Raw genomic sequence first — 23205 nt, forward strand, 5'->3', positions numbered from 1 at the left:
CGTCTGCGTATGCGTCGCCCGGGGATGGGCCTTTGGGCGGGGCCGGTTGGGTTTGTGACCGGCGCGCCGCTGATATCACATTTCACATTGTCGTGGAATGCTACCACGCGGCATTCGACATCGAGATTGGTTGGTGGCAAACTGTCATCGTGCCGTCACAGTAGCGACCTGCGGTGGACGTGCCTGAGACGGCTGCAATCGAGGAATCCATGAAAGGGAGAACCAATCATGTCTCTTGCATCCCATCTTGATGAGCTGCAGCGGAAGCACGGCGACATCGAGCGTGAGCTTATCGACGCGATGAATCATCCTTCGGTAGACGACCTCGAGATCGCCACTCTCAAGCGGCGCAAGCTGGCAATCAAGGACGAGATTGAAAAGCTGAAGGCGAAACCGACGGCACACTGAAACTCCTCTAGGCAACATCACCGCACCCGTCGTGGTGCAACCCAACCGGTGGCAAGAATGCCGCCGGTCTGGTGAGTTTACGCTGAAATTCCCAGACCCTTCCCGGAGTGCAACCGCAGCCCGATGTGGGCTGCTGAACCCTACGGCCGCCAACCAAGCGCAGCCGATTTGCGGAGCGTGGCTTTCACTGGCCATTGACAAGCCATCTTTGCTCCGCCACCTCATGCCCGGAACTTCCAGATGAAGGCGGCCGGCATGACCGGATATTTTTCTTCTCCTTTCCCGCGCCGCGCATCGGTCGGCGTCGATGTCGGCGGTGTGATGGTCGGCGGCGGCGCGCCCGTCGTCGTGCAGTCGATGACCAACACCGACACCGCCGACATCGATCAAACCGTTGCCCAGGTGGCGGCGCTGCATCGCGCCGGCTCGGAGATCGTGCGCATCACCGTCGACCGCGACGAGAGCGCCGCCGCTGTGCCGCGCATCCGGGAGAGGCTGGCGCGGCTCGGCGTCAACGTGCCGCTGGTCGGCGACTTCCACTATATCGGCCACAAGCTGCTCGCCGATCACCCGGATTGCGCCGAGGCGCTGGCGAAATACCGCATCAACCCCGGCAATGTCGGCTTCAAGGAAAAGAAAGACCGCCAGTTCGGGGCGATCGTCGAGATGGCGATCAAATACGACAAGCCGGTGCGCATCGGCGTCAACTGGGGCTCGCTCGACCAGGAGCTCTTGACCCGGCTGATGGACGAGAACCAGGCCCAGGGCTCGCCGCTCACCGCCCAGGAAGTCACTCGCGAGGCGATCGTGCAGTCTGCGATCCTGTCGGCCGAGATGGCGGAAGAGGTCGGGCTTGGCCGCGACAAGATCATTCTGTCGGCCAAGGTCAGCGGCGTCCAGGACCTGGTCGCCGTCTATACCGAGCTTGCGACCCGCTCCAACCATGCGCTGCATCTCGGCCTGACCGAGGCCGGCATGGGCACGAAGGGCATCGTCGCTTCCTCCGCTGCCATGGGCATTCTTCTACAGCAGGGCATCGGCGACACGATCCGCATCTCGCTGACGCCCGAACCGAACGGCGACCGCACGCGCGAGGTGCAGGTGTCGCAGGAGCTTTTGCAGACGATGGGCTTCCGGCAGTTCGTGCCGATCGTCGCGGCCTGCCCCGGCTGCGGCCGCACGACCTGCACCGTCTTCCAGGAGCTGGCCCAGAGCATCCAGGCCGACATCCGCAAGAACATGCCGGTGTGGCGCGAGAAATATCCGGGTGTCGAGAACCTCAAGGTCGCGGTGATGGGCTGTATCGTTAACGGCCCCGGCGAATCCAAGCATGCCGATATCGGCATATCTTTGCCCGGAACCGGCGAGACGCCGACGGCGCCGGTGTTCATCGACGGCAAGAAGGCGGCGACGCTGCGTGGCCCCTCGATCGCGCAGGACTTCGAAAAGATGGTCGCCGACTATATCGAGCAGCGGTACGGACACGGCAAAGCCGCCGCGGAATGAGCCATGCAGCGCTTGCTCAGGACGGCACTGATCCTGATTTGCGCGCTGATCCCTGCCGGTCAGGCATTCGCCGATCCGCCGCAGTCGCGATCGGCCGCAAAACGGCTGATCAATCGCGTCTGTGACCTGATCGAGACCCAGGCCGAGCAAAATGGCCTGCCCAAGGATTTCTTCGCCCGGCTGATCTGGAAGGAGAGCCGCTTCGATCCCAATGCGGTGAGCCCCGTGGGCGCCGAAGGCATCGCGCAGTTCATGCCGGGCACGGCCAAGCTGCGCGGGCTTGCCGATCCCTTCGACATCGGACAGGCCATTCCAGCTTCAGCGAGATATCTTGCCGAGATGAAGGCGGGCTACGGCAATCTCGGCTTGGCGGCGGCCGCCTACAATGCGGGCGAGAACCGAGTGTCGCGCTGGCTCTCCTCCGGCGGCTTCCTGCCGATGGAGACCGAGAGTTATGTCTTCGACGTCATGGGCGAGTCGGTCGATAAATTTTCCGACACGGCTTACGCCGGCACGATCCAGCCGCTCGATCCGAAGACCAGTTTCGCGGTCGCCTGTCGCAGGCTGCCGGTCATCATGTCGCGGACGGTCGCCATGGCCTCGATCAACGTCAAGCCGTGGGGCGTCCAGGTGGCCGGCAATTTCCGCCGCTCCGCCGCGATCAGCCAGTGGCTGAGGGTTCGTGGCCGGTTCCCTTCCCTGCTCGCCAGCCATGATCCTGTGGTCAGCCGCGTGCGCACGCCGATCGGCCGGCGCGGCATCTATGCGGTCAGGATCGGCGCCGACTCGCGCGCCGAGGCCAACGGCATCTGCAATAAGCTGCAAAGCGTCGGCGGGGCGTGCCTGGTTATGCGAAACCGATAGCTCAGGCCGTCTTCGCCGTCACCGTCTCGCTCAGCCAGGTGCCGATCTTGGCGCCGAGACGGTCGGGGGAGACCGGCTTCGGCAGGTAGTCGTCCATGCCGGCCTCAATACATTTTTCGCGGTCGCCCTTCAGCGCATGCGCGGTGACGCCAATGATCGGCGTATGGCTGCCGTTCTGTCCTTCAATGGCGCGGATGGCACGCGTCGCCTCGTAACCGTTCATCTCCGGCATGGAGACGTCCATCAGCACCAGCCGCGGGCGCAGCGAGCGGTACATCTCGACCGCGGTGCGGCCGTTGCCGGCAATGCGGTAGCTGAGACCGAGGCCATTGAGAATCTGGCCGAAGACCAATTGGTTCACGTCATTGTCCTCGGCGATCAGGATATCGATCGGACCGCTCGGCGCCACCGCCGATTCGAGCGCCGCTGGGACCGGCACGGCTGGACCGCGGATGACGGTGAAGGCCGGCGGAGACTGGACGACGACCGGATCGCGCACGAAATGCGCCTTGCCGCCTTGCGTGCGCGCCTTCTGGATGGCGGAGATCACGGTGCCGAGCAGCACCGCCGAACGCGCCGGCTTGGTGAGATGCGCGACGATGCCGAAATCGATCACCAATCGGCCGAAATCGACCTGGTCGACCGAGGTGAGCAGCACGACCGGAATGGAGGAAAGGCGGCTATCGGCGGCAATCGCCTTGGCGACATCGGCGCCGTTCATGCCGGGCATCTGGTAGTCAAGGATGATACAGTCTACCGAAGCGCCGAGCTGGCAGGCGCGGTCGAGAAAGGCGAGGCCGACGGCGCCGCTTTCGGCCGCGGCGCAGTCGAAGCTCCAGCTGCGCAGCTGCTCGAGCAAGATCTCGCGATTGACCGGATTGTCGTCGATGACCAGGACGCGGGCGCCGGTGACGTCGACCGGCACGATCTCGTCGCGCGCTTCCTGCTTGTGCATCGGCAGCGGTACGGCGAACCAGAAGACCGAGCCGCGGCCGATCTCGCTTTCAACGCCGATCTTGCCGCCCATCAGGTCGACAAGGCGGGCGGAGATGGCAAGGCCGAGCCCGGTGCCTTCGTGACGACGGGTGGACGAGCCGTCGACCTGGGCGAATTTCTCGAACACGCTCTGCAGCTTCTCGGCGGGGATGCCGATGCCGGTGTCCTCGACGCGGACCTTGAGCTGGACGGTCCCGTCAACCACATCGCCGCCGACATCGATCAGCACATGCCCCTTCTCGGTGAACTTCACCGCGTTGCCGAGCAGGTTGGTAACGATCTGGCGGAAACGGCCGGCGTCGCCGACGACGAAGCCAGGCAGGCGCGGGTCGACGCGCACGATGAGCTCGAGGTTCTTTTCGGCAACGCGGGCCGAGACCAGCGTGGCCACGTCCTCGACCGCTTCGGCCAGGCGGAACGGGGCGGGGTCGAGCGTCAGCTGACCGGCATTGATCTTCGAGAAATCGAGAATGTCGTTGATGATGGTGAGCAGCGCGTTGCCGGATTTGACGATGACGTCGGTGAAGGTCTTCTGGCGCGGCGTCAGCTCGGTCTTGGCGAGAAGCTCGGCCATACCGAGCACGCCGTTCATCGGCGTGCGGATCTCATGGCTCATATTGGCGAGGAATTCCGACTTGGCCCGGTCGGCCGCCTCCGCCTTGAACAACGATGCGGCGGTTTCGGCGAAGGCGCGGCGGATCGCGTTCTCCATCGGCCGGAAGATCAGAACCGCGGCGATGGCGATGACGGCGATCAGCAGGCCGCTTGCCCATAAGAGCAGCCGGTCGCTGGCGTCGTCGGCGAGGCGGCGCTCGTCATCGAGCGCGGTGCGCACGCGCACCAGCATCGGCTGGGCGAAAAGATCGTTTTGGTTGCGGATCTCGCGGTAGCTCCATTCGTCCACTGTCTGGGCCACCGACATCAGGTTGAAGTTGCGCACCATGTCGCGCGCCGACCAGAACAGATCGCCGTTCACCGAAGCGGATTCGAGCGCGTTGAGCGTATTCTTCGACAGGCGTGGCCTGATTGCCGCGAGCTGCGCGTTCAGGATTTCGATCTCGCCCATCAGCCGTTCGGAATGGCCGCGCGCGGCTGCGGTCAGCCCATCGCGGGTTTCGGCCCGCCAGGCCGTTCCGGTCGTCTCGGCGAAATTGGTGGCGTTGCGCAGGTCGCGCGAGAAGATGACGAAATTGGCGCTTAAGGCATCGACTTCGTGGCGGTATGAGTTCACACGGTTGAGCGCGAACATGATGGCCGCCGAGGCCAGCGCAAAGACGAGCAATCCCGAAATATAGCGGACCCGGATCGACCGGATGAAGGAGGAATACTCCGGCATGCGCAACCCCAACCCAAACGCACAATTTTAACGGTCGGGATTACGCTTGATTTACATTAAGATTTCGTTGGTGCGGCTGCCTGTCTTGCCTGAGCATTTAGGGCTCAGGGGCAGATTTAAGCACGTCAATCCGTCGACAGCGGAAACTCGTTTGCGATGGTGACGTGGTGGTGAATGCGGCCCTCGAAATATTTGCCCAGGACAGCCTCGGTCGCTGCCCGCGATTCGGCGCGGACGGGGCTGGCAAGAGCCGCATCGACCGCGGCCATGTCGCGATAGTTGATTGCCAGGATCATCGGGAATTCCGGCGCGCCGTCGTCTCGTTTCTCGGCGAAGCTGACCCGCACGTCGAGCGCTCCGGGGAATGCCTTCCATTTCGGCAGGATGGTTCTGATCACATCCTCGCGGAAGGCTTCGGTCTGGCCGTCCTTCACCTTGCCTTCAAACAGCGCATAGCGTGTGATCATGCTCCGGGCTCCTCGTCCTTGCGTTGGAAAAATTCCATCAATGCGGCCTGGTCCTCGCCACCCAGTCCGGCGGCCGTCAACAGCCGGTGCACTTCGGCGCAGAGGGCCGTCAGCGGCATTGCGGTGTGCGTGCGCCGCGCCAGGTCCTGCGCGGCGTTGAGATCCTTGACCATGTTGTCGATGCGGCCGGTTCGGCGGTAGTCGAGGGTCGCGAAGCGCGGCAGGTATTCCTGCAAGATGGCGCTGTCGGCGCGGCCGCCCTTCAGCGCCTGCGGGATTTTGAGCGCGTCGACGCCGGCGTCGAGCGCCAGCCTGGTTGCTTCCGCCACGGCCATGAAGTTCAGGGCGCATAAAACCTGGTTGATCAGCTTGGTCGTCTGGCCAGCGCCGGCCGGACCCATATGAGTGTAGTTGGCCGCCACGTCACGCAGGACGTTGTGGGCATCCTCGACATCCTGCTCCTCGCCTCCGGCCATCAGCGTCAACTCGCCGACGAGCGCCTTCGGCGCGCCGCCGGACAGCGGACTGTCGACCCAGCGCAGACCCTTCTCGCGGGCCTCGGCTGCGAGCTGCCGGGTCGCGTCGGGATCGATCGACGACATGTCGATGATCAGCGTGCCGGGCTTTGCCCCTGCCGCGACGCCGGCCTCGCCCAAGACAGCACGACGGACGATCGGCGCCGAATTGAGGCTGAGAATGACGTAGTCGGCCACGGCTGCGGCCTCGGCGGCGCTGGGTGCTGCGCTGGCGCCCTTAACGACCAGTGCCTCCACCTTGGCCTTGTCAGGATCGAAGACATGGAGGCGATTGCCGGTGGCGAGCAGGCGCTCGCCGATCGCTCCGCCCATGGCGCCGGCGCCGATCAGCGCGACTAAGTTGGTCATGACTGTCGCTCCTCCAATCTTGTCGTTATGTCCGCAACGATATTGTGTAGCGGCGCGTCGATCGCCACCGCGATCGCATTCTCGTCCTCGCCTGGCACTTCCAGCGTCGCGAACTGGCTGTCGAGCAGGCTAGTCGGCATGAAATGGCCGGTGCGCTCGCGCATGCGCCGGGAAATCAGTTCACGCGACCCATCGAGATAGATGAACAGCACCGGCGCGCGGGCCTGTTCGGTGATGAAATCGCGATAGGCGCGCTTCAGCGCCGAGCAGGCGACGATGACCGGCGCGCTGGTCTGCCTCAGCGTTTCGCCGACTTTCGCAAGCCACGGCCATCTGTCGGCGTCGTCAAGCGGAATGCCTGAGCTCATCTTGGCGATGTTGGCCTTGGGGTGCAGCTTGTCGCCATCCACATACGTCGCGTGGACCGCACGGGCCAGCGCCTCGCCGACCGTGGTCTTGCCCGAACCGGTGACGCCCATGACGACCATGCGCGGCGGCAGGTCAGATCGAAGCTGTGATGCCGCCATCGACATAGAGGACATGTCCGTTGACAAAGGAAGAGGCATCGGACGCCAGGAAGACGCAGGCGCCGACCAGCTCTTCGACCTTGCCCCAGCGGCCAGCCGGCGTGCGCTTTTCGAGCCAGCCGCTGAAGGCCGGGTCGGCGACGAGGGCGGCATTGAGCGGCGTGTCGAAATAGCCTGGCGCGATGGCGTTGCACTGCAGGCCGTGCCTCGCCCAGTCGGTCGCCATGCCCTTGGTGAGATTGCCGACCGCGCCCTTGGTCGCCGTATAGGGCGCGATACCCGGCCGGGCGAGCGCGGTCTGCACGCTGGCGATATTGATGATCTTGCCGCGGCCGCGCCGGATCATGTGGCGCGCAACTGCCTGGCCGACATGGAAGACGCTGGCGACGTTGGTCTGCAGCAGGCGCTCGAATGCGTCGGCGGGAAAGTCCTCGAGCGGCGTGCGGAACTGCATGCCGGCATTGTTCACGAGGATTTCGATCGCTCCGTGAGCCTGCTCGAAGGCGTCGACGGCGGCGCGAACGGCATCATGGTCGGTCGCATCGAAGGCGAGCGTCGCAGCGCCGGGGATTTTCGCGGCCGCAACGGCGAGCTTTGCCTCGTCGCGGCCGTTGAGGACCACTTTGGCCCCGGCGTCGGCGAGCCCCTTTGCCAAGGCAAAGCCGATGCCTTGCGAGGAGCCGGTGACGAGCGCGGTGCGCCCGGTGAGATCGAACAAGGTGGACGACATTTTCTCGATTGCCTCTCGTCGCTGTCCGCTTTATGTTATCGATAACATTAACTGTCAAGTCAAATGGAGCGAAAACCGATGCAGCGGCCCCACATCCTTCAGGTTGGACCTTATCCCGCGTGGGACGAGGTGCCGCTCAACGAAGCCTTCGTGGTGCATCGCTATTTCGCCGCCGACGACAAGCCGTCCTTCCTCGCCGACGTCGGGCCGCAGGTCCGCGCCATCGCCACCCGCGGCGAACTCGGCGCGAACCGCGCCATGATCGAGGCGTGCCCGGCGCTCGAGGTCGTCTCCGTCTACGGCGTCGGCTTCGACGCGGTCGATCTCGCTGCCTGCCGGGAGCGGGGCGTTCGCGTCACAAATACGCCTGACGTCTTGACCAACGACGTTGCCGATCTCGGCATCGCCATGATGCTGTGCCTGTCGCGCGGCATGATCGGCGCCGAGCGCTGGGTGCGCGACGGCAGTTGGGCCTCCAAGGGCCTTTACCCGCTGAAGCGCCGGGTCTGGGGCCGGCGCGCCGGCGTGCTCGGCCTCGGCCGCATCGGCTATGAGGTGGCCAAGCGTCTGGCCGGCTTCGGCATGGACATCGCCTACAGCGACGTCGCGCCGAAGGATTTCGCCGCGGACTGGGAGTTCGTCGCCGATCCCGTCGCCCTGGCCAGCCGTTCGGATTTCCTGTTCGTGACGCTCGCGGCGTCGGCCGCCACGCGCCACATCGTCAATGGCGAGGTGATCGCGGCGCTTGGCGAGGACGGCATGCTGATCAACATTTCGCGCGCCTCCAATATCGACGAGGATGCGCTGCTCGATGCGCTCGAGAAGAAGGCGCTCGGGTCCGCCGCGCTCGACGTTTTCGAGGGCGAGCCGAAGCTCAATCCGAGGTTCCTGGCGCTCGACAACGTGCTTTTGCAGCCGCACCATGCGTCGGGCACCATCGAGACGCGCAAGGCGATGGGCAAGCTGGTACGGGACAACCTTGCCGCCCATTTTGCTGGCCAGCCGTTGCTGACGCCGGTGCTGTGAAATTGTTTTACGCACGCAAGCCTGCCTGCACAGTCCGAGGAGTTCGCCTGCCATGAAGTCGATCGTCATCCACGCCGCCAAAGACCTGCGCATCGAGGACCGTCCGGTCGAGGAGCCGGGGCCGGGCCAGGTGCTGTTGCGTCTCGCCGCCGGCGGCATCTGCGGCAGCGACCTGCACTACTACAATCACGGCGGCTTCGGAACGGTGCGCCTGAAGGAGCCGATGATCCTCGGCCACGAAGTCTCCGGCGTGATCGAGAGGCTCGGGCCGGGAGTGAGTGGACTGCAGACGGGACAGCTTGTCGCCGTGTCTCCGTCGCGGCCCTGCTACAGCTGCCGCTATTGCCGCGAGGGCATGCACAACCAGTGCCTCAACATGCGCTTTTACGGCAGCGCCATACCGTTCCCGCATATCCAGGGCGCGTTTCGTGAAATGCTGGTGGCGGACGCGATTCAGTGCATCCCGGCCGACGGGCTGACCGCCGGCGAGGCGGCGATGGCCGAGCCGCTGGCCGTCTGTCTGCACGCGACGCGCCGGGCCGGAGAGATGCTTGGCAAGCGCGTGCTGGTCACCGGCTGCGGGCCGATCGGCCTGCTGTCGATCATCAGCGCGCGCCGCGCGGGTGCCGCCGAGATCGTCGCCGTCGACATAGCCGATTTCACGCTGTCGATGGCCATGCGCGCCGGCGCCGACAAGACCATCAATAGCCGAAGCGAGCCGGAAGGACTGGCGCCCTACCTTGCCGACAAGGGAACCTTCGACATCCTCTACGAATGTTCGGGTGCTGCGGCGGCGCTGGCGCAAGGCATCGCGGCGCTGCGTCCGCGCGGCACCATCGTCCAGCTCGGCCTCGGCGGCGCCGAGATGGCACTGCCGATGTCGGCGGTGACCGCCAAGGAACTGTCGATCAACGGCTCGTTCCGCTTCCATCCCGAATTCACCGTCGGCGTCGAACTGATGCGCAAGGGGCTGATCGACGTGAAGCCGCTGATCACTCACTCGGTGGCGATCGACGAGGCGCTTTCCGGCTTCGAGCTCGCCAACGACCGCAGCCAGGCGATGAAGGTCCAGATCGCGTTTGCGTGAGCTGCAACGGCGCGTTGCATTCCGCCGTGATATCGATAACGTACGGCCATGCAATCTTCGCCCAAACGGCCGACCATGGCCGATGTCGCGCATCGCGCCAACGTCTCGACGATGACCGTGTCGCGCGCTTTCAAGCGCGACGCTTCGGTCAGCGCCGACACGCGCGACCGCATCCTCAAGGCGGCTGAAGAACTCGGCTATGTCTTCGACAGCATCGCCGCCAATCTGTCGTCGCGGCGCTCCGGCTTCGTCGCGGTGACTATCCCTTCGATCAACAACGCCAACTTCGCCGACACGGTGCGCGGCATGACCGAGGGCCTGCGCGACAGCGGATTGGAAATCCTGCTCGGCTTCACCGACTACAATGTCGAGGAGGAGGAACGCCTGGTCGGGCAATTGCTGCAGCGGCGCCCCGAAGCGATCATCGTCACCGGGGGCCGGCACACGCCGCGCTGCCGCAAGATGCTGGCCAATGCCGGCGTTCCGGTGGTGGAGACCTGGGATTTGCCGGCCGACCCCATCAACCACGTCGTCGGCTTTTCCAATGCAGATGCAGGGCGGCTGATGGTCGATCATTTCGTCCAGCGCGGCTATTCGAGGCTGGGCTTTATCGGTGGCGACACCTCGCGGGACACCCGCGGTCTGGACCGCCGGCGCGGCTTCGTCGCGGCGCTGGAGGACCGCGGCCTCGACGCTTCGCGCGTGATTGCCTCCGGCGTGCCGCCGATCTCGATGCGCGAGGGCGCGACCGCCATGGTCGAGATGATCTCGCGCTGGCCGGACACACAGGCGGTGATGTGCGTGTCAGACCTCTCCGCCTTCGGCGCCCTGATGGAATGCGTTCGACGCGGCATCCGCGTGCCGGACGACGTGGCGATTGCCGGCTTCGGCGCCTATGATCTCGCCGAGCAGTCGGTGCCTTCGATCACCACGATCGACGTCGGCGCGCATGAGATCGGCATCCGCGTCGCCGAGCTGGTGCTCGACCTGCTCAACGGGCGGCGAGCGCTCGACGATCGCGTGGTGGTCGGCATGACGCCCAGGGTTGTTGTGCGACACACGGCCTGAAGCGTCGGAAAAAACAAACGGCCGGCGGGATGATCGCCGGCCGCTCGCTGATCCTTCTGGATGGCGTCTATTTGCCCCAGATCTTCTTGTATTGGTCGCGGTAGCCGTTGCCCGGGTCGAAACGGTTGTCCGGGCCGCCGTCGAACTCGACATTGTCCGAAGTCACCACATGCAGCGGCGAGATGTAGCCCGACCATTTCTCGCCGGCCATGGCGCGGTTGAGCTCGTCCACCAGCTGCCAGCCCTGCAGGTTCAGCGGCTCGGCCACCGTCACCTTCTGGAACTGGCCGGAGCGGATGCGCTGGTAGGCCGATTCCGAACCGTCGCCCGCCGCGACGTTGATCGGCGCATCGGTGCCGGACTTGCCGGCCGCCGCGAGCGAAGGCCCCATAAAGTCGAAATAGAGGTCGTTGATCGCCAGCGAGTGGGTCCATTCATCCCCGTATTTCTGCAGCAGCGAGGTGGTGAGCTGCGGCATGCGCTGCGAGGTCTCGGCGATCGGCGTGTCGACATATTCAAGCACCTTGCCGCCGAGATCCTCGACCTCCTTCTTCATCCGGTCCGCCTTGGCGATGGCGATCTGGTAGGTGGAATCGGTGAAGATGATGACGCCCGGCTTGCCCTTGGCGTCGACGAAGGCCCAGTCGGCCGCCGCCTTCGAAACTTCCATTGGATCGGTCGAGACGTTGGCGACGATGCCGAGATCGTCGATCGGGCCGACGGTCGGCGCGGCGTGCCAGGCCACCATCGGGATCTTGGCCGCCTTGGCCTGCTCCATCGCCGGCTTCTGCTCGACGGCGTCGAAGCCGTTGATGATGATGCCATCGGGATTGAGCGCCAGCGCCTGGCCGAAGGCCGCGGTGCGGCCGCCGATGGAACCGGCACCGTCGAGCGTCTTGACCGTCCAGCCAAGGGCGGCTGCGGCTTCCTCGACACCCTTGGTGACGCCGAGGATGCCGCCGTTCTTCATGTCGGCGCCAAGCACGACGATGGTCTTGCCGGCAGCCCCCTTCGGTCCCGTCGTCGGTCCGTCCCACTTCTCGACCTTGCTGGCATATTTATCGACGACCGCCTTGGCGTCGGCCATCGGGTCGGCCAAGGCCGGCGAGGCGATGCCAAGCGCGAGGCAGGCGATGCCGAGTTGTAGGACTGTTCTGCGCTGCATATCGTTTCTCCCATTAAGCGTTGTCGGTTGTATTTCTGAATTGGCTGGTGGCTGGTTGGGTGGTGGGCGCGGATGGCGGCACCACCGCGCCGCGGCGGCGCTGCGCGTAGCCAGCAATGCCGATCGCGACGAGCAGGGTGACGCCGTTGAACAGCGGCTCTACCCAGAACGACCCGCCGAACTGCTGGATGCCGGAAATGCCTACGGCGAGGATGACGACGCCGACGATCGTGCCCCAGACATTGACGCGGCCCGGCTTGATGGTGGTCGATCCAAGGAATGCGCCGACCAGGGCCGGCAGCAGGTATTCGAGGCCAACACTGGCCTGGCCGATCCTGAGTTTCGAGGCCAGCAGCACGCCGCCCAAGGCGGTGAGCGCGCCGGAGGCGACGAATGCGCCCATGACGAATTTCTGCACAGGAATACCGTTGAGCGCGGCCGCCTTCGGATTGGCGCCGATGGCGTAGAGGTAGCGGCCGAGCGGCATGTATTCGAGCACCAGCCACATCACCAGCGCCAGCACGACGACGTAGTAGCCGGTGATCGGCAGGCCGAACAGCATGGTGCCGTTAAGAGAGAGGAAGCCCTCGGGAAGCATGCCGACGACCTGGCGGCCGCCTGTATACCACATTGCCAAAGCGTAGAGCACCGTGCCGGTGCCGAGCGTGGCGATGAAGGAATCGATGCGCGCCACCTCGACCAGCAGGCCGTTGATGAAGCCGGTGAGCACGCCGAGCAGGATGACGATGAGCACGGCGAGCGGCCAGGGCACGCCGAAGGCGGTTTGCAGGCTGATGGCGAGGATGTGCCAGAGCACGATGCCATAGCCGACGGTGAGGTCGATGCGGCCCGAAGCCATCGGAATCATCGCCGCCAGCGACAAGAGCGCGATGATCGCCTTGTCGGAAACGATCGAGCGCAAATTGAGCAGCGTCGGGAACGTCCGCGGCAGGAGCAGCGAGAAGAGCAGGATCAGGAGCAGCGTCAGGATCGGCAGGCCGTAGACCGGCAGATAGCGCGCCGCCTTCTGGCCGTAGCTCAGCCCGGCGAGCTCCGAACGGGTCGGCTCCAGCGCGGTCGATTTGATCGAGTTCATGGATCCTCCTCAGGCGGGTTCGGACACGGAAGCGGCGCGAATGAGCGCCGCCGTCGTCAAGGCATCGCCGGCAAGCTCGCGCACGATGCGATTGTGCGAGAAGACGAGCGCGCGGTGACAGATATGGGCGACTTCCTCGAAATCGGTGGAGACGACGATCACTGCCAGCCCGGCTTCAACCGCGGCGGCGATCAGCCGGTAGATCTCGGCCTTGGCGCCGACATCGACGCCCGCCGTCGGATCCTCGGCTATCAAAAGCTTGCGGCCCGTCGCCAGCCAGCGGCCGACGACCACCTTCTGCTGGTTGCCGCCGGAGAGCGCCTCGATCGGCAGATGCGGGTCATTGGGCCGCAGCCCCAGCCGCGCGCCGAGCTCCCGCGTCAACTCGCTTTCCCGGGCCGGCTTCATGAAGGAGAAGAGCCCGCGACCGACGGCCGAGGGGTTGAGATACATGTTCTCGCGCACGGAGAGCGGCAGCGCCACGGATTCCTCGGTGCGGTCGCGCGCAATCAGTCCGACGCCGGCGGCAAGAGCGGCGCGGACCGAGGACAGGTCGAGGCGCTTCCCGTCGAGCCAGACCAAGCCGTCGAAAGCTTCGGCACCAAACAGCGCGCGGCCGACAGCTTCCTGGCCGGCGCCCCGCAGGCCGACCAGGCCAAGCAACTCGCCGGACCGTGCCTCGAAGCGAACCGGACCGACACTGCCGCAAGTGAGATTTTCCACCCTGAGCCGCTCCGGCCCGTCCTGCCAATGCGACTTGGCAAACATCTGGTGCGCCGGCCGGCCGACGATGAGATCGACCAGTTCCTGCGGCGTGGTCTCGGCGACCGGCTTGACCGCGACCATGCGGCCGTCGCGCATGACGGCGACGCGGTCGGCAATGCGGAACACCTCGTCCAGCCGGTGCGAGACATAGATCATTCCGACGCCGCGCTCGCGCAGCGGCCGCAGCGCCTCGAACAGGCGCTCGACCTCGTCCGCCGGCAGGCTCGCCGTCGGCTCGTCGAGAACCAAGACGTCGGCCTCGGTGGCCAAAGCCCGGGCAATCGCCACCAGAGACTTTTCGGTGCGGGAGAGGTCCTGCACTCGCGTCGCCGGATCGAAGGCACAGCCGACCAGCGCCAGCGCGCGCTCGGCGCGGCGCTCGGTGTCTTGCCAGTCGATCAGGCTGATGCGGCGCGAGAAGCCCTGGGCCATGCCGACGTTCTCGGCCACCGTCATCCATTCGATCAAGCCGAGGTCCTGATGGATGAAGGCGACCTTCTGCGGCTGATTGGGGCGGGGCGGGCGATGATGATAATCCTCGCCGCGAAAGCGGATCGTGCCCTGGTCGCGCTTGTGAATGCCGGCGAGCGTCTTGATGAGCGTGGACTTGCCGGCGCCGTTCTCGCCGAGCAGGGCGACGATCTCGCCCTCATGGATGTCGAGCGAGACCGACTTCAGCGCCAGGGTGCCGCCGAAGCGCTTGGAGATGTCGATGAATTCGATAAGCCTGGGCCGCATTTTTCGGCCTCCTCCCAAGCCAAGCAGACGACTGAATTGGATCGATGTTATCGCTAACATTTTTGCAGGTCAAGTCTTGAAAATGGCTCAACGCGCCGGTTATCGATGAGCCGGTTTTCGCGGAGAAGTACCATGTTCGGAGACATTGAAGGCGCCGGGTTCGAAGTTCTCGACGAGCGGTTCGAGGGGTGTTTCGTCGGTCACGTTGCGGTCGAGCGGCTGTGGACGGGCGGGCGCTGGCTCGAGGGCCCTGCGTGGTTTGCGGCCGGCCGGTATCTCCTTTTCTCCGACATCCCGAATGACCGCATCATGCGCTACGACGACACCAGCGGCGCGGTCTCGGTCTTCCGCTCGCCGTCAAACAACGCCAACGGCAACACCGTCGATTTGCAGGGGCGGCTGGTGACCTGCGAGCATCAAACGCGGCGCGTCACCCGCACCGAGCATGACGGCTCGATCACGGTGATCGCCGACCGCTTCGAAGGCAGGCGCTTGAACTCGCCCAACGATGTGGTGGTGCGCTCGGATGGCACGGTGTGGTTTTCCGACCCGCCCTACGGCATCGCCACCGACTACGAGGGCGACCGCGCCGAGCAAGAGATCGACGGCTGTCACGTCTACTGTGCCGATCCCGCAACCGGTGAGGTAACGCGAGTTGTCTCGACGATGGCAAAACCCAATGGCCTCGCCTTCTCCCCTGACGAGACGATCCTCTATGTCGGCGACACAGGCGTCACGCATCAGAAGGACGGGCCAAGGCACATCCGCAAGTTCGCTGTCGAGGGCAACAATCTGCGCGAACTCGGCGTTTTCACCATCTGCACGGCGGGTCTGTTCGACGGGTTCAGGGTGGACACGACCGGCCGCGTCTGGGCTGGCGCCGGCGACGGCGTCCATTGCTTCGATCCAGACGGCACGCTGATCGGCAAGATTTGCATCCCGGAGACCGTAGCCAACCTGACTTTCGGCGGTCCAAAGCGCAATCGCTTGTTCATCACGGCGCGGCAGTCGCTCTACGCGGCGTTCGTCGTGGCGAACGCGGCGGGGCGGGGGTGAAAGCCGCGATCTGAGGTCCGCGGCGTCGGCTGCGGTCTCAGCTGCTGCGCGTGGCGACAAACGTTGCCGCCGCCTTCAGCAAATCCGCCTGCTCGCCATAGGGCTCCAGCAGCGCATGCGCCTGGTCGATCAGGCCGTGGAGCTGCTCGCGCGCCCAGTCGGTGCCGTGCAGCGCGGCAAGCGTCGCCTTGCCGGCGGCGGCGTCCTTCTTGGTCGCCTTGCCCATCTGCTTTGCGTCGGCGGTGAGATCGAGCAGGTCGTCGGCAAGCTGGAAGGCGAGGCCGATCGCCGAGCCGAATTCCGCCAGCCTTTCACGATCGGCGGCGGATGCGCCGGCGACGATGGCGCCGGCCTCGCAAGCGAAGCGGATCAAGGCTCCCGTCTTCATCGCCTGCAGACGGATGATGCCGGCCTCGTCCGGCCGCTTGCGCTCGGCCTCGAGGTCGAGCGTCTGGCCGCCGACCATGCCGCCGGCTCCGGCGGCGCGGGCAAGCGCCAGCACCAGTCCGGCCCGCCGCTCGGCCCGCAACGCGGTCGCCTCGTCGGCGATGATGTCGAAGGCCAAAGTCAGCAGCGCGTCGCCGGCAAGGATCGCGGTTGCCTCGTCGAAAGCTTTGTGCACCGTCGGCTGGCCGCGGCGCAGATCGTCGTCGTCCATGGCAGGAAGATCGTCATGGATCAGCGAATAGCAATGCACGCATTCGAGCGCGGCGGCGACGCGCAGCGCCGCCTCGTCATCTGCCGAAAACAGCGCCGCGCTTTCCATCACCAGAAAAGGGCGGAGCCGCTTGCCGCCGTTGAGCACGCCATGGCGCATCGCCGCCATCAGGCGTTCCGGCCGGGCGATTTCGCCGGAAAGCAGAGGCGCATCGAAGATCTGCCGCAGCAGGATCTCGACTGCTGCGGCGCGCGAAAAAAGCGCGGATTCGAAGGCCATCCGGTCGTCTTTCATCATGGCCGGGACCGGTAGCCGACACTCAGACGTTGCGCAAGCAGCCTCGCGCCATTATGCCGAAGTAGCGGGTGGCGCGGGTGGGGCGACTTGACGGAACCGATCGTCGAACATGAAAGCGAAGGGCTGGACATGGCACGGCCGCGGCGCCTGAACCGCGCCGGTCTCAAGCGGCTTGGCCGGCGCTGCCTGGTCGCGGCGATCGTGCTGGCCGCGATGCCGGTCGTGCTCACCTTTCTCTATCTGCCGCCCTTCGTGCATCCGGTTTCGACGCTGATGCTGAAGGATCTTGTCACCTTCTCCGGTTACGACCGGCGCTGGGTTTCGATCGACGATGTGGCCCCGGTGCTCATGCATTCGGTGATCATGTCGGAAGACGGGCAGTTCTGCTTCCATCGCGGCGTCGATCTCGGCGAATTGCGCGGCGTGGTCGACGATGCGCTGGCCGGCGAGGCGACGCGCGGCGCCTCCACCATCACCATGCAGACGGTGAAAAACCTGTTCTTGTGGTCGCGGCCGCTGGGCAGCGTGCGCAAGGTGGTCGAGCTGCCGTTGGCCGTCTATTTCGACGCCGTGATGTCGAAGCGGCGTATCATGGAGATCTATCTCAACATTGCCGAGTGGGGGCCGGGCATCTACGGCATCGAGGCCGCCGCGCGACACCATTTCGGCGTCTCGGCCAAGCAGTTGTCGCGCCGGCAGGCGGCGCTGCTCGCCGTCAGCCTGCCCAATCCGATCGCGCGCAATCCGGCCAGGCCCGGGCCGGGGTTGCGGCGGCTCGCCAATCTGATCGAGCGGCGCGCCGGGCGATCAGGCGCCTATGTCGGTTGCCTCGACTAAGGTGAAGCGTCGCCGGCTCAAAAAAATTCGCGCCAGTGCTGGCCAAAACGGCGCAAGGCGTGTATAGGCACCCGACTTTCTCAGATTATGGCCTCGATGCGGCCCTTTCGCGAGGGTTGCCGGGGCATTTTGACCATGTAGTGGAGCATATCCGTGGCCGTTCCAAAAAGAAAAACCTCTCCGTCGAAGCGCGGCATGCGCCGCTCGGCCGACGCCCTCAAGAGCCCGACCTATGTCGAGGACAAGAATTCCGGCGAAATGCGCCGGCCGCATCACATCGACCTGAAGACCGGCATGTATCGCGGCCGCCAGGTGCTGGAGCCGAAGGAAAGCTGAGAAGCTTCCGCGGTTGTGACGTTTCAAAGGACCGGCCACTGGCCGGTCTTTTTGCTTTTGGCGACCGGATGAAGGTCCTCGCGCTGGCTGGGCACGAGCCGCCGAAAAGGCAGCGGGCAACCGGGCTGACATCCTTATTTCATTAGGTTTTAGAGCGTGTTCGGCGCTGTCGCCGAAAAGCCTTGACGGCGTGTCCGCCGCGTCTTTTACAAAAGGTGCCTCATTGGAGACGCCCAGATGTTCGGTGCCATCCCGCTGCTGATCGTGCCCTTCGTCCTCTACAATCTCGGACTGCTCGGCTTGTTCGGCGGCGGCGATGATCCGTGGATGACCGAAATGTTCTCGTTCCGGATGATGTCGGGCGGCGTCTTCTCGATGACGCTCGGCGACCTGATGGTGCTGATCGGGCTGATGTTCCTCTTCGTCGAGATATCGAAATCGGTGCGCACCACCAATGCCTCGATCCTGGATCATCTGTTGTCGACGCTGGTCTTCATCGCCTTCCTGGTCGAATTCCTGCTGGTGAAGGGCGCCGCGCATTCGGTGTTCTTCACGCTGATGATCATCGCGCTGTTCGATGTGCTGGCCGGCTTCTCCGTGTCGATGCGGTCGGCAAGCCGGGATATCAACTTAAACTAGGATGCACCCGGCGACCCGCGGCCCAAAACGCCGTCAACCTGCGGCGGCCTGAGGCTTGCGGGCGACAACCGCCTCATAGGCGGTCTGCAGCTGCCGGCGGACGGTCGGCGTGCCTGGGGGCGTCTTCACCGGCGCTCCAAGATGTTCGTGGCGCAATTCGTCCATGAATTGATCCCACAACGGCGGGCCGCCTTTTTCGAGCAGCTCGGCGCGGATCGACAGCTCCTCGCTGACCGGCAGCCAGACGCGGCCCCAGGCGCCGAGATGCGCCATGATCGGCACAAGGGTGATTGCCATCTCGGTCAGGCTGTAGATCGCCTTCTGCTTGTGGCTGGGGTCGTCGGCCTTGGTCAGGAGGCCGAGCTCCATCAGTCGCTTCAGGCGATCGGCCAAGATGTTGGAGGCAATGCCTTCGATCGAGCCGTTGAGCAATTCCCGAAAATGACGCCTGCCGCCGAAGATAATGTCGCGCAGGATGATAAGGCTCCAGCGGTCGCCGAAAACTTCCAGCGACAGATTGATCGGGCAGCCGGAGCGGTGCTCGGTGTTCATGCCAGTCTCCAAAAAACCGGTTGCACTATGATATCAGCTTGCTTATCGTGCAACTGATTGCATAATGCAATCAGATCGGGAAATGGAGGAGAGGAGGATGACTGTCTTGCCACGCCCTGAAATCCATTCGGAAAGTTTCGGCGATCCGGCCGACCCGGCGATCCTTCTGATCATGGGCGCCATGGCCTCGATGCTCTGGTGGCCGGAAGCCTTCTGCCGGGCGCTTGCCGGGCGCGGCCGTTTCGTGATCCGCTACGACAATCGCGACACTGGTCTCTCGACCAAGTATACGCCGGGCGCGCCGCCCTACACATTCGAGGACATGGTCGACGATGCCGCCCGTGTGCTCGACGACCACAATATCGCCAAGGCGCAGGTCGTCGGCATGTCGATGGGCGGCATCATCGCGCAGATCGTGGCGCTGAAATATCCCGAACGCGTCAGCGCGCTCACCGTGATCTCCAGCTCGCCGCTCGGTGTCGATACGTCCGGTTTGCCGGGGACGAGCAAGGCCTACCGAGAGCATTCCGCCGAAGGGGCCGATGTCGATTGGTCGGACCGGCATCAGGTGGTCGACTTCATGGTCAGGGACGCTCGCGCAATCGCCAGCACCCTGCATCCGTTCGACAGTGAACGGATACGCGCGATGATCGAGGAGGATTACGACCGGTCCGGCGGTCTCGCCAGCGCCGGCAACCACTTCCTGCTGAAGAGCGGCGGCCCAGGGCGGCGGATAAGCGATTTGACCGTGCCGCTGCTCGTCATCCACGGCACTGCCGATCCGCTCTTCCCAATCGAGCATGGCGAGGCGCTTGCCGGCGCGGTTCCCAGCGGCAGGCTGGTGCGGATCGAAGGCGGCGGCCACGAGCTGCACCGGAACGATTGGCCGCAAATGCTCGAAGCCATCGCCGCATATCGCTAGCCGGCGGGGCTCAGGGTTGACTCCGGCGATCTGCGAAAATAGTTAAGTGATCACTTCAGTATTCCTTCGACCTCCGCCGATAAGGAGAAAAAATGTCCCTGACGCTGTATTTCCATCCGCTCGCTTCCTTCTGCTGGAAGCCGCTGATCGCGTTCTACGAAAACAACACGCCATTTGCGCCGGAGATCGTCGATCTCGGCAATGCGCAGTCGCGCGCGGCTTTCCTGAAGGTTTCGCCGACGGGCAAGATGCCGGCCCTGCGCGATGACGCACGGGACCGCACGGTGCTGGAATCGACCATCGTCATCGAATATCTCGCCGCCTATTGTCCCGGGCCGGTCGAACTCATTCCGGCCGACATCGATCTTGCCATCAGGGTGCGCCAGGCCGACCGCTTCTACGACTTCTACGTGCAGGAGCCGATGCAGAAGATCGTCGGCGACCGGCTGCGGCCGCAAGACAAGACCGATCCGTTCGGAGTCGAGCAGGCGCGCGAGCAGCTGCGCAATTCCTACGCCATCGTGGAACAGGAGATGCAGGCAAAAACGTGGGCGGTCGGCGACCACTTCACCATGGCCGACTGCGCCGCCTCGCCGGCGCTGTTTTACGCCAACAAGGTCGAGCCGTTCGGCGACAAATTCCCCGCCGTGAAACGCTATCACGACCGTCTGCTCGAGCGGCCGAGCTTCGCCCGCGTGATCGAGGAGGCGCAGCCCTATTTCAAGTTCTTCCCCTACAATAATGGCTAGGCCTCGATGCTGCACGATCCCCCCCAGCTCGACCTGATGTTCCAGGCGCTTGCCGACCCCGCCCGGCGCCAGATGGTGGAACGCCTATCGCGCGGACCGGCATCGGTCAGTCAGCTGGCCGAGCCGCTGGCGATGTCGCTGTCGGCCGTCGTCCAGCATCTCGCCGTTCTCGAGACGAGCGGGTTGGTGAGCACCGAGAAGCTTGGCCGAGTGCGCACCTGCCGGATCGAGCCAAACGCATTGCGGGCAGCCGAGCATTGGATCAACGAGCGGCGACTGGCCTGGGAACGCCGGCTCGACCGGCTCGGCGATTTTCTCACGGACATCAACGACCAAACCTGAAGGGGCCCGTCATGACCGAACGATCAGTCGTCCATTCCACCTTCGTCATCGAACGCCTCTATCCGGCGCCGACCGAAAGGGTCTATTTCGCGCTCAGCGATCCAGCGGCCAAGAAGTGCTGGTTTTTCGATCCCGACAACCCGATGCCGAGCCGGCATGAAATGGACTTTCGCGTCGGCGGCAAGGAGGTGAATGCCGGCTGCCCGAGCGACGGGCAGATGCATTTCTTCAACGCCGTCTACCAGGACATCGTACCGAACAAACGCATCGTCTACAGCTATGAGCTGCTGTTCGGCGAAACCCGAGTCTCGGTTTCGCTTGCGACGATCGAGCTCATCGCGGAAGGCAAGGGAACGCGACTGATTCTTACGGAGCAAGGGGCCTTCTTCGACGGCATCGACTCGCCGGCCACGCGCCAGCATGGAACGGGCGAACTGCTCGACGCGCTTGGCGCGGCGCTGCAGGCAGCGAACTGAGGCCTCCGGCTGGTGGCCAGCGGTCACTCTCCAGGGGAGAGTTCCCAGAACTGATCCAGCCAGACATTCAGCCTGAGGAAGCCGGCGGTGCTGACCGCGTATACGCGTCTGGTACCCTCGGCCCTGGCTTTGACCAGACCGGCGTCGAGCAGGACTTTCAGATGCTGGGAAACGGCCGGACGCGAAACCGGCAAACCGGCCGCCAACTCATTCACCGTCTTGGGACCGCGCCGGAGCTCTTCCAAGAGATAGCGCCGGTTGGGATCGGCTATCGCCACGAAAGCGTCGGAAAACATCATGCCTTATTTGTGGGGCAAAGTTCTCCAAATCTCAACCATCGGTTTCAACCTTTGTGCGCGGGTCGAGCCGCAAGGCTTCCGGGGTGACGGCGCGGTCGGCCGGCTGCGTCTTGAAGGCATCGCGGTTCTCGATTGGAACCGGCGCGCGGGCGCGGATGCGGAGCAGCGTGTAGCCGGCAAGGCAGAGGTGCGCGAGCGCGGTCGCAAGGAATAGCGCTTCGGGGCGCAGCCAGCCCATCAAAGCGGCGGCCAGCAGCGGTCCGATCATGGTGCCGAAGCCATAGAGCAAAAGCAGGCCGCCTGAAACCTTGACGAAATCCTCCGCCCGCGCGTGGTCGTTGGCATGCGCCACGGCGATCGAATAGAGCGTGTAGGCGAAGGCGCCGTAGGCGGCCGTCAGCAAGATGACGAAAACGCCGGAACGCGGCTCGACCAGAAAGACCAGCACGGCAAACAGTGCCGCGCCGAAAGCTGCGCCCGCCAGCACGAAACGGCGGTCCGTGGTGTCGGATAGCCGACCCGCGGGGAGCTGCATGGCCGCGCCGGCGATGACCACCAGACTCATCATCAGCGCGATCTCGGCGGTAGAGATGCCGATGCGGGCGCCATAGACTGCGCCGAGCGTGCCCCAGGCGCCATTGGCTATGCCGATCAGAAGGCAGGCCACTGCCGACACCGGCGAATTGGCGTAGAGGCCTTTGACGTCGAGCTTGACATCCTGCAGCGGCTTCGGATGCGACTGGGTCGACACCGCAGTCGGAATGAGCGACAGGCAGAACAGGATGCCGGTGATCATGAACAGCGAGGCCGATTTCACATCGCCGCCGGCGACGATCATCTGGCCGCCCATGATCGAAGCATAGGTGACCATCATATAGAGGCCGAAGACGGTGCCGCGATTCTCGTTGGTGGCTTTCTCATTCAGCCAGCTTTCGATGACCATGAAGGCGCCGGCCATGGTGAAGCCGGTGAAGGCGCGCAGCAGGATCCAGAAATACTCGTCGATGATGAGGCCGGTGAGGAGCGCAATGATTGCGCCGGAGGCGGCGAAGGCGCCGAACGCCCTGACATGGCCGGCGCGGCGCACCAGCCGCGGCGCGAAGAAACAGCCAGTGACGAAGCCGCCGGCCCATGCCGTGCCCATCAGGCCGAGCGAGGCGGTCGAGAACCCCTCAACCTGGCCGCGCAGCGGCAAAAGCAGGCCATGCAGGCCGGAGGCCGCCAGCAGGAACGCGGTGCCGCGCAGCAGCGAGAGGATCGGTCGGTAGGTTGCGAACATAGGCTGATCCGGCTGGTAATTTCGAAGCGCAGGTCTGTTTGAGAGTACAGCTCTGGCAGTCGCTTTCAGGCTTTTGCGGGGCGGCCGGCGATGCAGCCAG

The 23205-nt window shown here is 64.7% G+C and carries 26 protein-coding genes; 14 read left to right on the plus strand and 12 right to left on the minus strand.

Features of this window, described 5'->3' with window-relative positions; translation table 11 throughout:
- The first annotated feature begins 228 nt into the window (after positions 1-228).
- From CK220_RS02495 to CK220_RS02505, 3 genes are all read left to right on the plus strand, one after another.
- Positions 229-408 carry a YdcH family protein gene (locus CK220_RS02495; protein WP_040998838.1) on the plus strand — a complete coding sequence of 60 codons (180 nt, stop codon included), beginning with the start codon at positions 229-231 and terminating at the stop codon, positions 406-408.
- A gap of 255 nt (positions 409-663) precedes the next feature.
- Complete coding sequence (ispG, locus tag CK220_RS02500) at positions 664-1914, plus strand: flavodoxin-dependent (E)-4-hydroxy-3-methylbut-2-enyl-diphosphate synthase (protein WP_095810269.1); 1251 nt, start codon at positions 664-666, stop codon at positions 1912-1914.
- Between the two features lie 3 nt (positions 1915-1917).
- Complete coding sequence (locus CK220_RS02505) at positions 1918-2778, plus strand: lytic transglycosylase domain-containing protein (protein ID WP_095810013.1); 861 nt, start codon at positions 1918-1920, stop codon at positions 2776-2778.
- Between the two features lies 1 nt (position 2779).
- Here the strand turns inward: CK220_RS02505 and CK220_RS02510 are convergent, their stop codons facing one another.
- From CK220_RS02510 to CK220_RS02530, 5 genes are all read right to left on the minus strand, one after another.
- Entirely contained in the window at positions 2780-5110 is a 2331-nt protein-coding gene (locus CK220_RS02510; RefSeq protein ID WP_095810014.1) for a response regulator, read from the minus strand.
- Positions 5111-5235: 125 nt separating this feature from the next.
- A complete protein-coding gene (locus CK220_RS02515; protein ID WP_095810015.1) occupies positions 5236-5577 on the minus strand; it encodes a hypothetical protein in 342 nt (113 codons plus the stop codon).
- Positions 5574-6461, minus strand: coding sequence for an NAD(P)-dependent oxidoreductase (locus CK220_RS02520; protein WP_095810016.1), 888 nt, complete (start codon positions 6459-6461; stop codon positions 5574-5576). The genes CK220_RS02515 and CK220_RS02520 overlap by 4 nt, the downstream gene beginning before the upstream one ends.
- A complete protein-coding gene (locus CK220_RS02525) occupies positions 6458-6994 on the minus strand; it encodes a gluconokinase (RefSeq protein WP_095810017.1) in 537 nt (178 codons plus the stop codon). The genes CK220_RS02520 and CK220_RS02525 overlap by 4 nt, the downstream gene beginning before the upstream one ends.
- Positions 6963-7718, minus strand: coding sequence for an SDR family oxidoreductase (locus CK220_RS02530; RefSeq protein ID WP_095810018.1), 756 nt, complete (start codon positions 7716-7718; stop codon positions 6963-6965). The genes CK220_RS02525 and CK220_RS02530 overlap by 32 nt, the downstream gene beginning before the upstream one ends.
- 78 nt (positions 7719-7796) lie before the next feature.
- On the opposite strand from CK220_RS02530, the gene CK220_RS02535 reads away from it, so the two are divergent.
- Genes CK220_RS02535 through CK220_RS02545 form a run of 3 tightly spaced genes read left to right on the plus strand, consistent with a single transcriptional unit; the run spans position 7797 to position 10899 of the window.
- Positions 7797-8744: a 2-hydroxyacid dehydrogenase gene (locus CK220_RS02535; RefSeq protein WP_095810270.1), complete on the plus strand. Its 948-nt coding sequence runs from the start codon at positions 7797-7799 to the stop codon at positions 8742-8744.
- Positions 8745-8796: 52 nt separating this feature from the next.
- Entirely contained in the window at positions 8797-9831 is a 1035-nt protein-coding gene (locus CK220_RS02540; protein ID WP_095810019.1) for an L-idonate 5-dehydrogenase, read from the plus strand.
- Between the two features lie 48 nt (positions 9832-9879).
- On the plus strand, positions 9880-10899 hold the full coding sequence (locus CK220_RS02545) for a LacI family DNA-binding transcriptional regulator (RefSeq protein ID WP_176478968.1): 1020 nt from the start codon (positions 9880-9882) through the stop codon (positions 10897-10899).
- 67 nt (positions 10900-10966) lie between these two features.
- On the opposite strand, the gene CK220_RS02550 is transcribed toward CK220_RS02545, so the two are convergent.
- The 3 genes from CK220_RS02550 to CK220_RS02560 are packed head-to-tail and all read right to left on the minus strand — an operon-like array spanning position 10967 to position 14663.
- Positions 10967-12064 carry a substrate-binding domain-containing protein gene (locus tag CK220_RS02550; RefSeq protein WP_095810020.1) on the minus strand — a complete coding sequence of 366 codons (1098 nt, stop codon included), beginning with the start codon at positions 12062-12064 and terminating at the stop codon, positions 10967-10969.
- A gap of 13 nt (positions 12065-12077) precedes the next feature.
- Positions 12078-13160: an ABC transporter permease gene (locus CK220_RS02555; protein ID WP_095810021.1), complete on the minus strand. Its 1083-nt coding sequence runs from the start codon at positions 13158-13160 to the stop codon at positions 12078-12080.
- A 9-nt stretch (positions 13161-13169) separates the two neighbouring features.
- Positions 13170-14663 carry a sugar ABC transporter ATP-binding protein gene (locus tag CK220_RS02560; RefSeq protein WP_095810022.1) on the minus strand — a complete coding sequence of 498 codons (1494 nt, stop codon included), beginning with the start codon at positions 14661-14663 and terminating at the stop codon, positions 13170-13172.
- Positions 14664-14795: 132 nt separating this feature from the next.
- Between CK220_RS02560 and CK220_RS02565 the strand changes: the two genes are divergently transcribed.
- A complete protein-coding gene (locus CK220_RS02565) occupies positions 14796-15719 on the plus strand; it encodes an SMP-30/gluconolactonase/LRE family protein (protein ID WP_095810023.1) in 924 nt (307 codons plus the stop codon).
- 37 nt (positions 15720-15756) lie between these two features.
- On the opposite strand, the gene CK220_RS02570 is transcribed toward CK220_RS02565, so the two are convergent.
- Positions 15757-16674: a polyprenyl synthetase family protein gene (locus CK220_RS02570; protein ID WP_095810024.1), complete on the minus strand. Its 918-nt coding sequence runs from the start codon at positions 16672-16674 to the stop codon at positions 15757-15759.
- 129 nt (positions 16675-16803) lie between these two features.
- On the opposite strand from CK220_RS02570, the gene CK220_RS02575 reads away from it, so the two are divergent.
- The 3 genes from CK220_RS02575 (at position 16804) to CK220_RS02585 (ending at position 18486) form a co-directional block, all read left to right on the plus strand.
- Positions 16804-17511, plus strand: a complete 708-nt coding sequence (locus CK220_RS02575) for a transglycosylase domain-containing protein (RefSeq protein ID WP_095810272.1) — start codon at positions 16804-16806, stop codon at positions 17509-17511.
- A gap of 153 nt (positions 17512-17664) precedes the next feature.
- Positions 17665-17847 carry a 50S ribosomal protein L32 gene (gene rpmF, locus CK220_RS02580; RefSeq protein ID WP_095810025.1) on the plus strand — a complete coding sequence of 61 codons (183 nt, stop codon included), beginning with the start codon at positions 17665-17667 and terminating at the stop codon, positions 17845-17847.
- A gap of 237 nt (positions 17848-18084) precedes the next feature.
- The gene (locus tag CK220_RS02585; protein WP_095810026.1) at positions 18085-18486 is read left to right on the plus strand and encodes a hypothetical protein; all 402 of its coding nucleotides are present in this window, start codon (positions 18085-18087) and stop codon (positions 18484-18486) included.
- A 33-nt stretch (positions 18487-18519) separates the two neighbouring features.
- Here CK220_RS02585 and CK220_RS02590 read toward each other — a convergent pair whose 3' ends face one another.
- Positions 18520-19038 (minus strand): helix-turn-helix domain-containing protein, encoded by a 519-nt coding sequence (locus CK220_RS02590; protein WP_095810027.1) that lies wholly within the window; start codon positions 19036-19038, stop codon positions 18520-18522.
- 97 nt (positions 19039-19135) lie between these two features.
- Here CK220_RS02590 and CK220_RS02595 point away from each other — a divergent pair, with 97 nt between their 5' ends.
- The 4 genes from CK220_RS02595 to CK220_RS02610 all read left to right on the plus strand — a co-directional run bounded on the left by CK220_RS02595 (position 19136) and on the right by CK220_RS02610 (position 21527).
- Positions 19136-19960: an alpha/beta hydrolase gene (locus CK220_RS02595; RefSeq protein ID WP_095810273.1), complete on the plus strand. Its 825-nt coding sequence runs from the start codon at positions 19136-19138 to the stop codon at positions 19958-19960.
- A gap of 92 nt (positions 19961-20052) precedes the next feature.
- A complete protein-coding gene (locus tag CK220_RS02600; protein WP_095810028.1) occupies positions 20053-20709 on the plus strand; it encodes a glutathione S-transferase family protein in 657 nt (218 codons plus the stop codon).
- Positions 20710-20715: 6 nt separating this feature from the next.
- Positions 20716-21051, plus strand: coding sequence for a metalloregulator ArsR/SmtB family transcription factor (locus CK220_RS02605; protein ID WP_095810029.1), 336 nt, complete (start codon positions 20716-20718; stop codon positions 21049-21051).
- Between the two features lie 11 nt (positions 21052-21062).
- Complete coding sequence (locus CK220_RS02610) at positions 21063-21527, plus strand: SRPBCC family protein (protein WP_095810030.1); 465 nt, start codon at positions 21063-21065, stop codon at positions 21525-21527.
- Between the two features lie 23 nt (positions 21528-21550).
- Here CK220_RS02610 and CK220_RS02615 read toward each other — a convergent pair whose 3' ends face one another.
- Entirely contained in the window at positions 21551-21826 is a 276-nt protein-coding gene (locus CK220_RS02615; RefSeq protein ID WP_067319326.1) for a metalloregulator ArsR/SmtB family transcription factor, read from the minus strand.
- Between the two features lie 31 nt (positions 21827-21857).
- Positions 21858-23201, minus strand: coding sequence for an MFS transporter (locus CK220_RS02620; RefSeq protein WP_280952702.1), 1344 nt, complete (start codon positions 23199-23201; stop codon positions 21858-21860).
- Positions 23202-23205 lie beyond the last annotated feature (4 nt).

This window comes from Mesorhizobium sp. WSM3860, from assembly GCF_002294995.1.
In the GTDB taxonomy this organism is placed as follows: Bacteria; Pseudomonadota; Alphaproteobacteria; order Rhizobiales; family Rhizobiaceae; genus Mesorhizobium.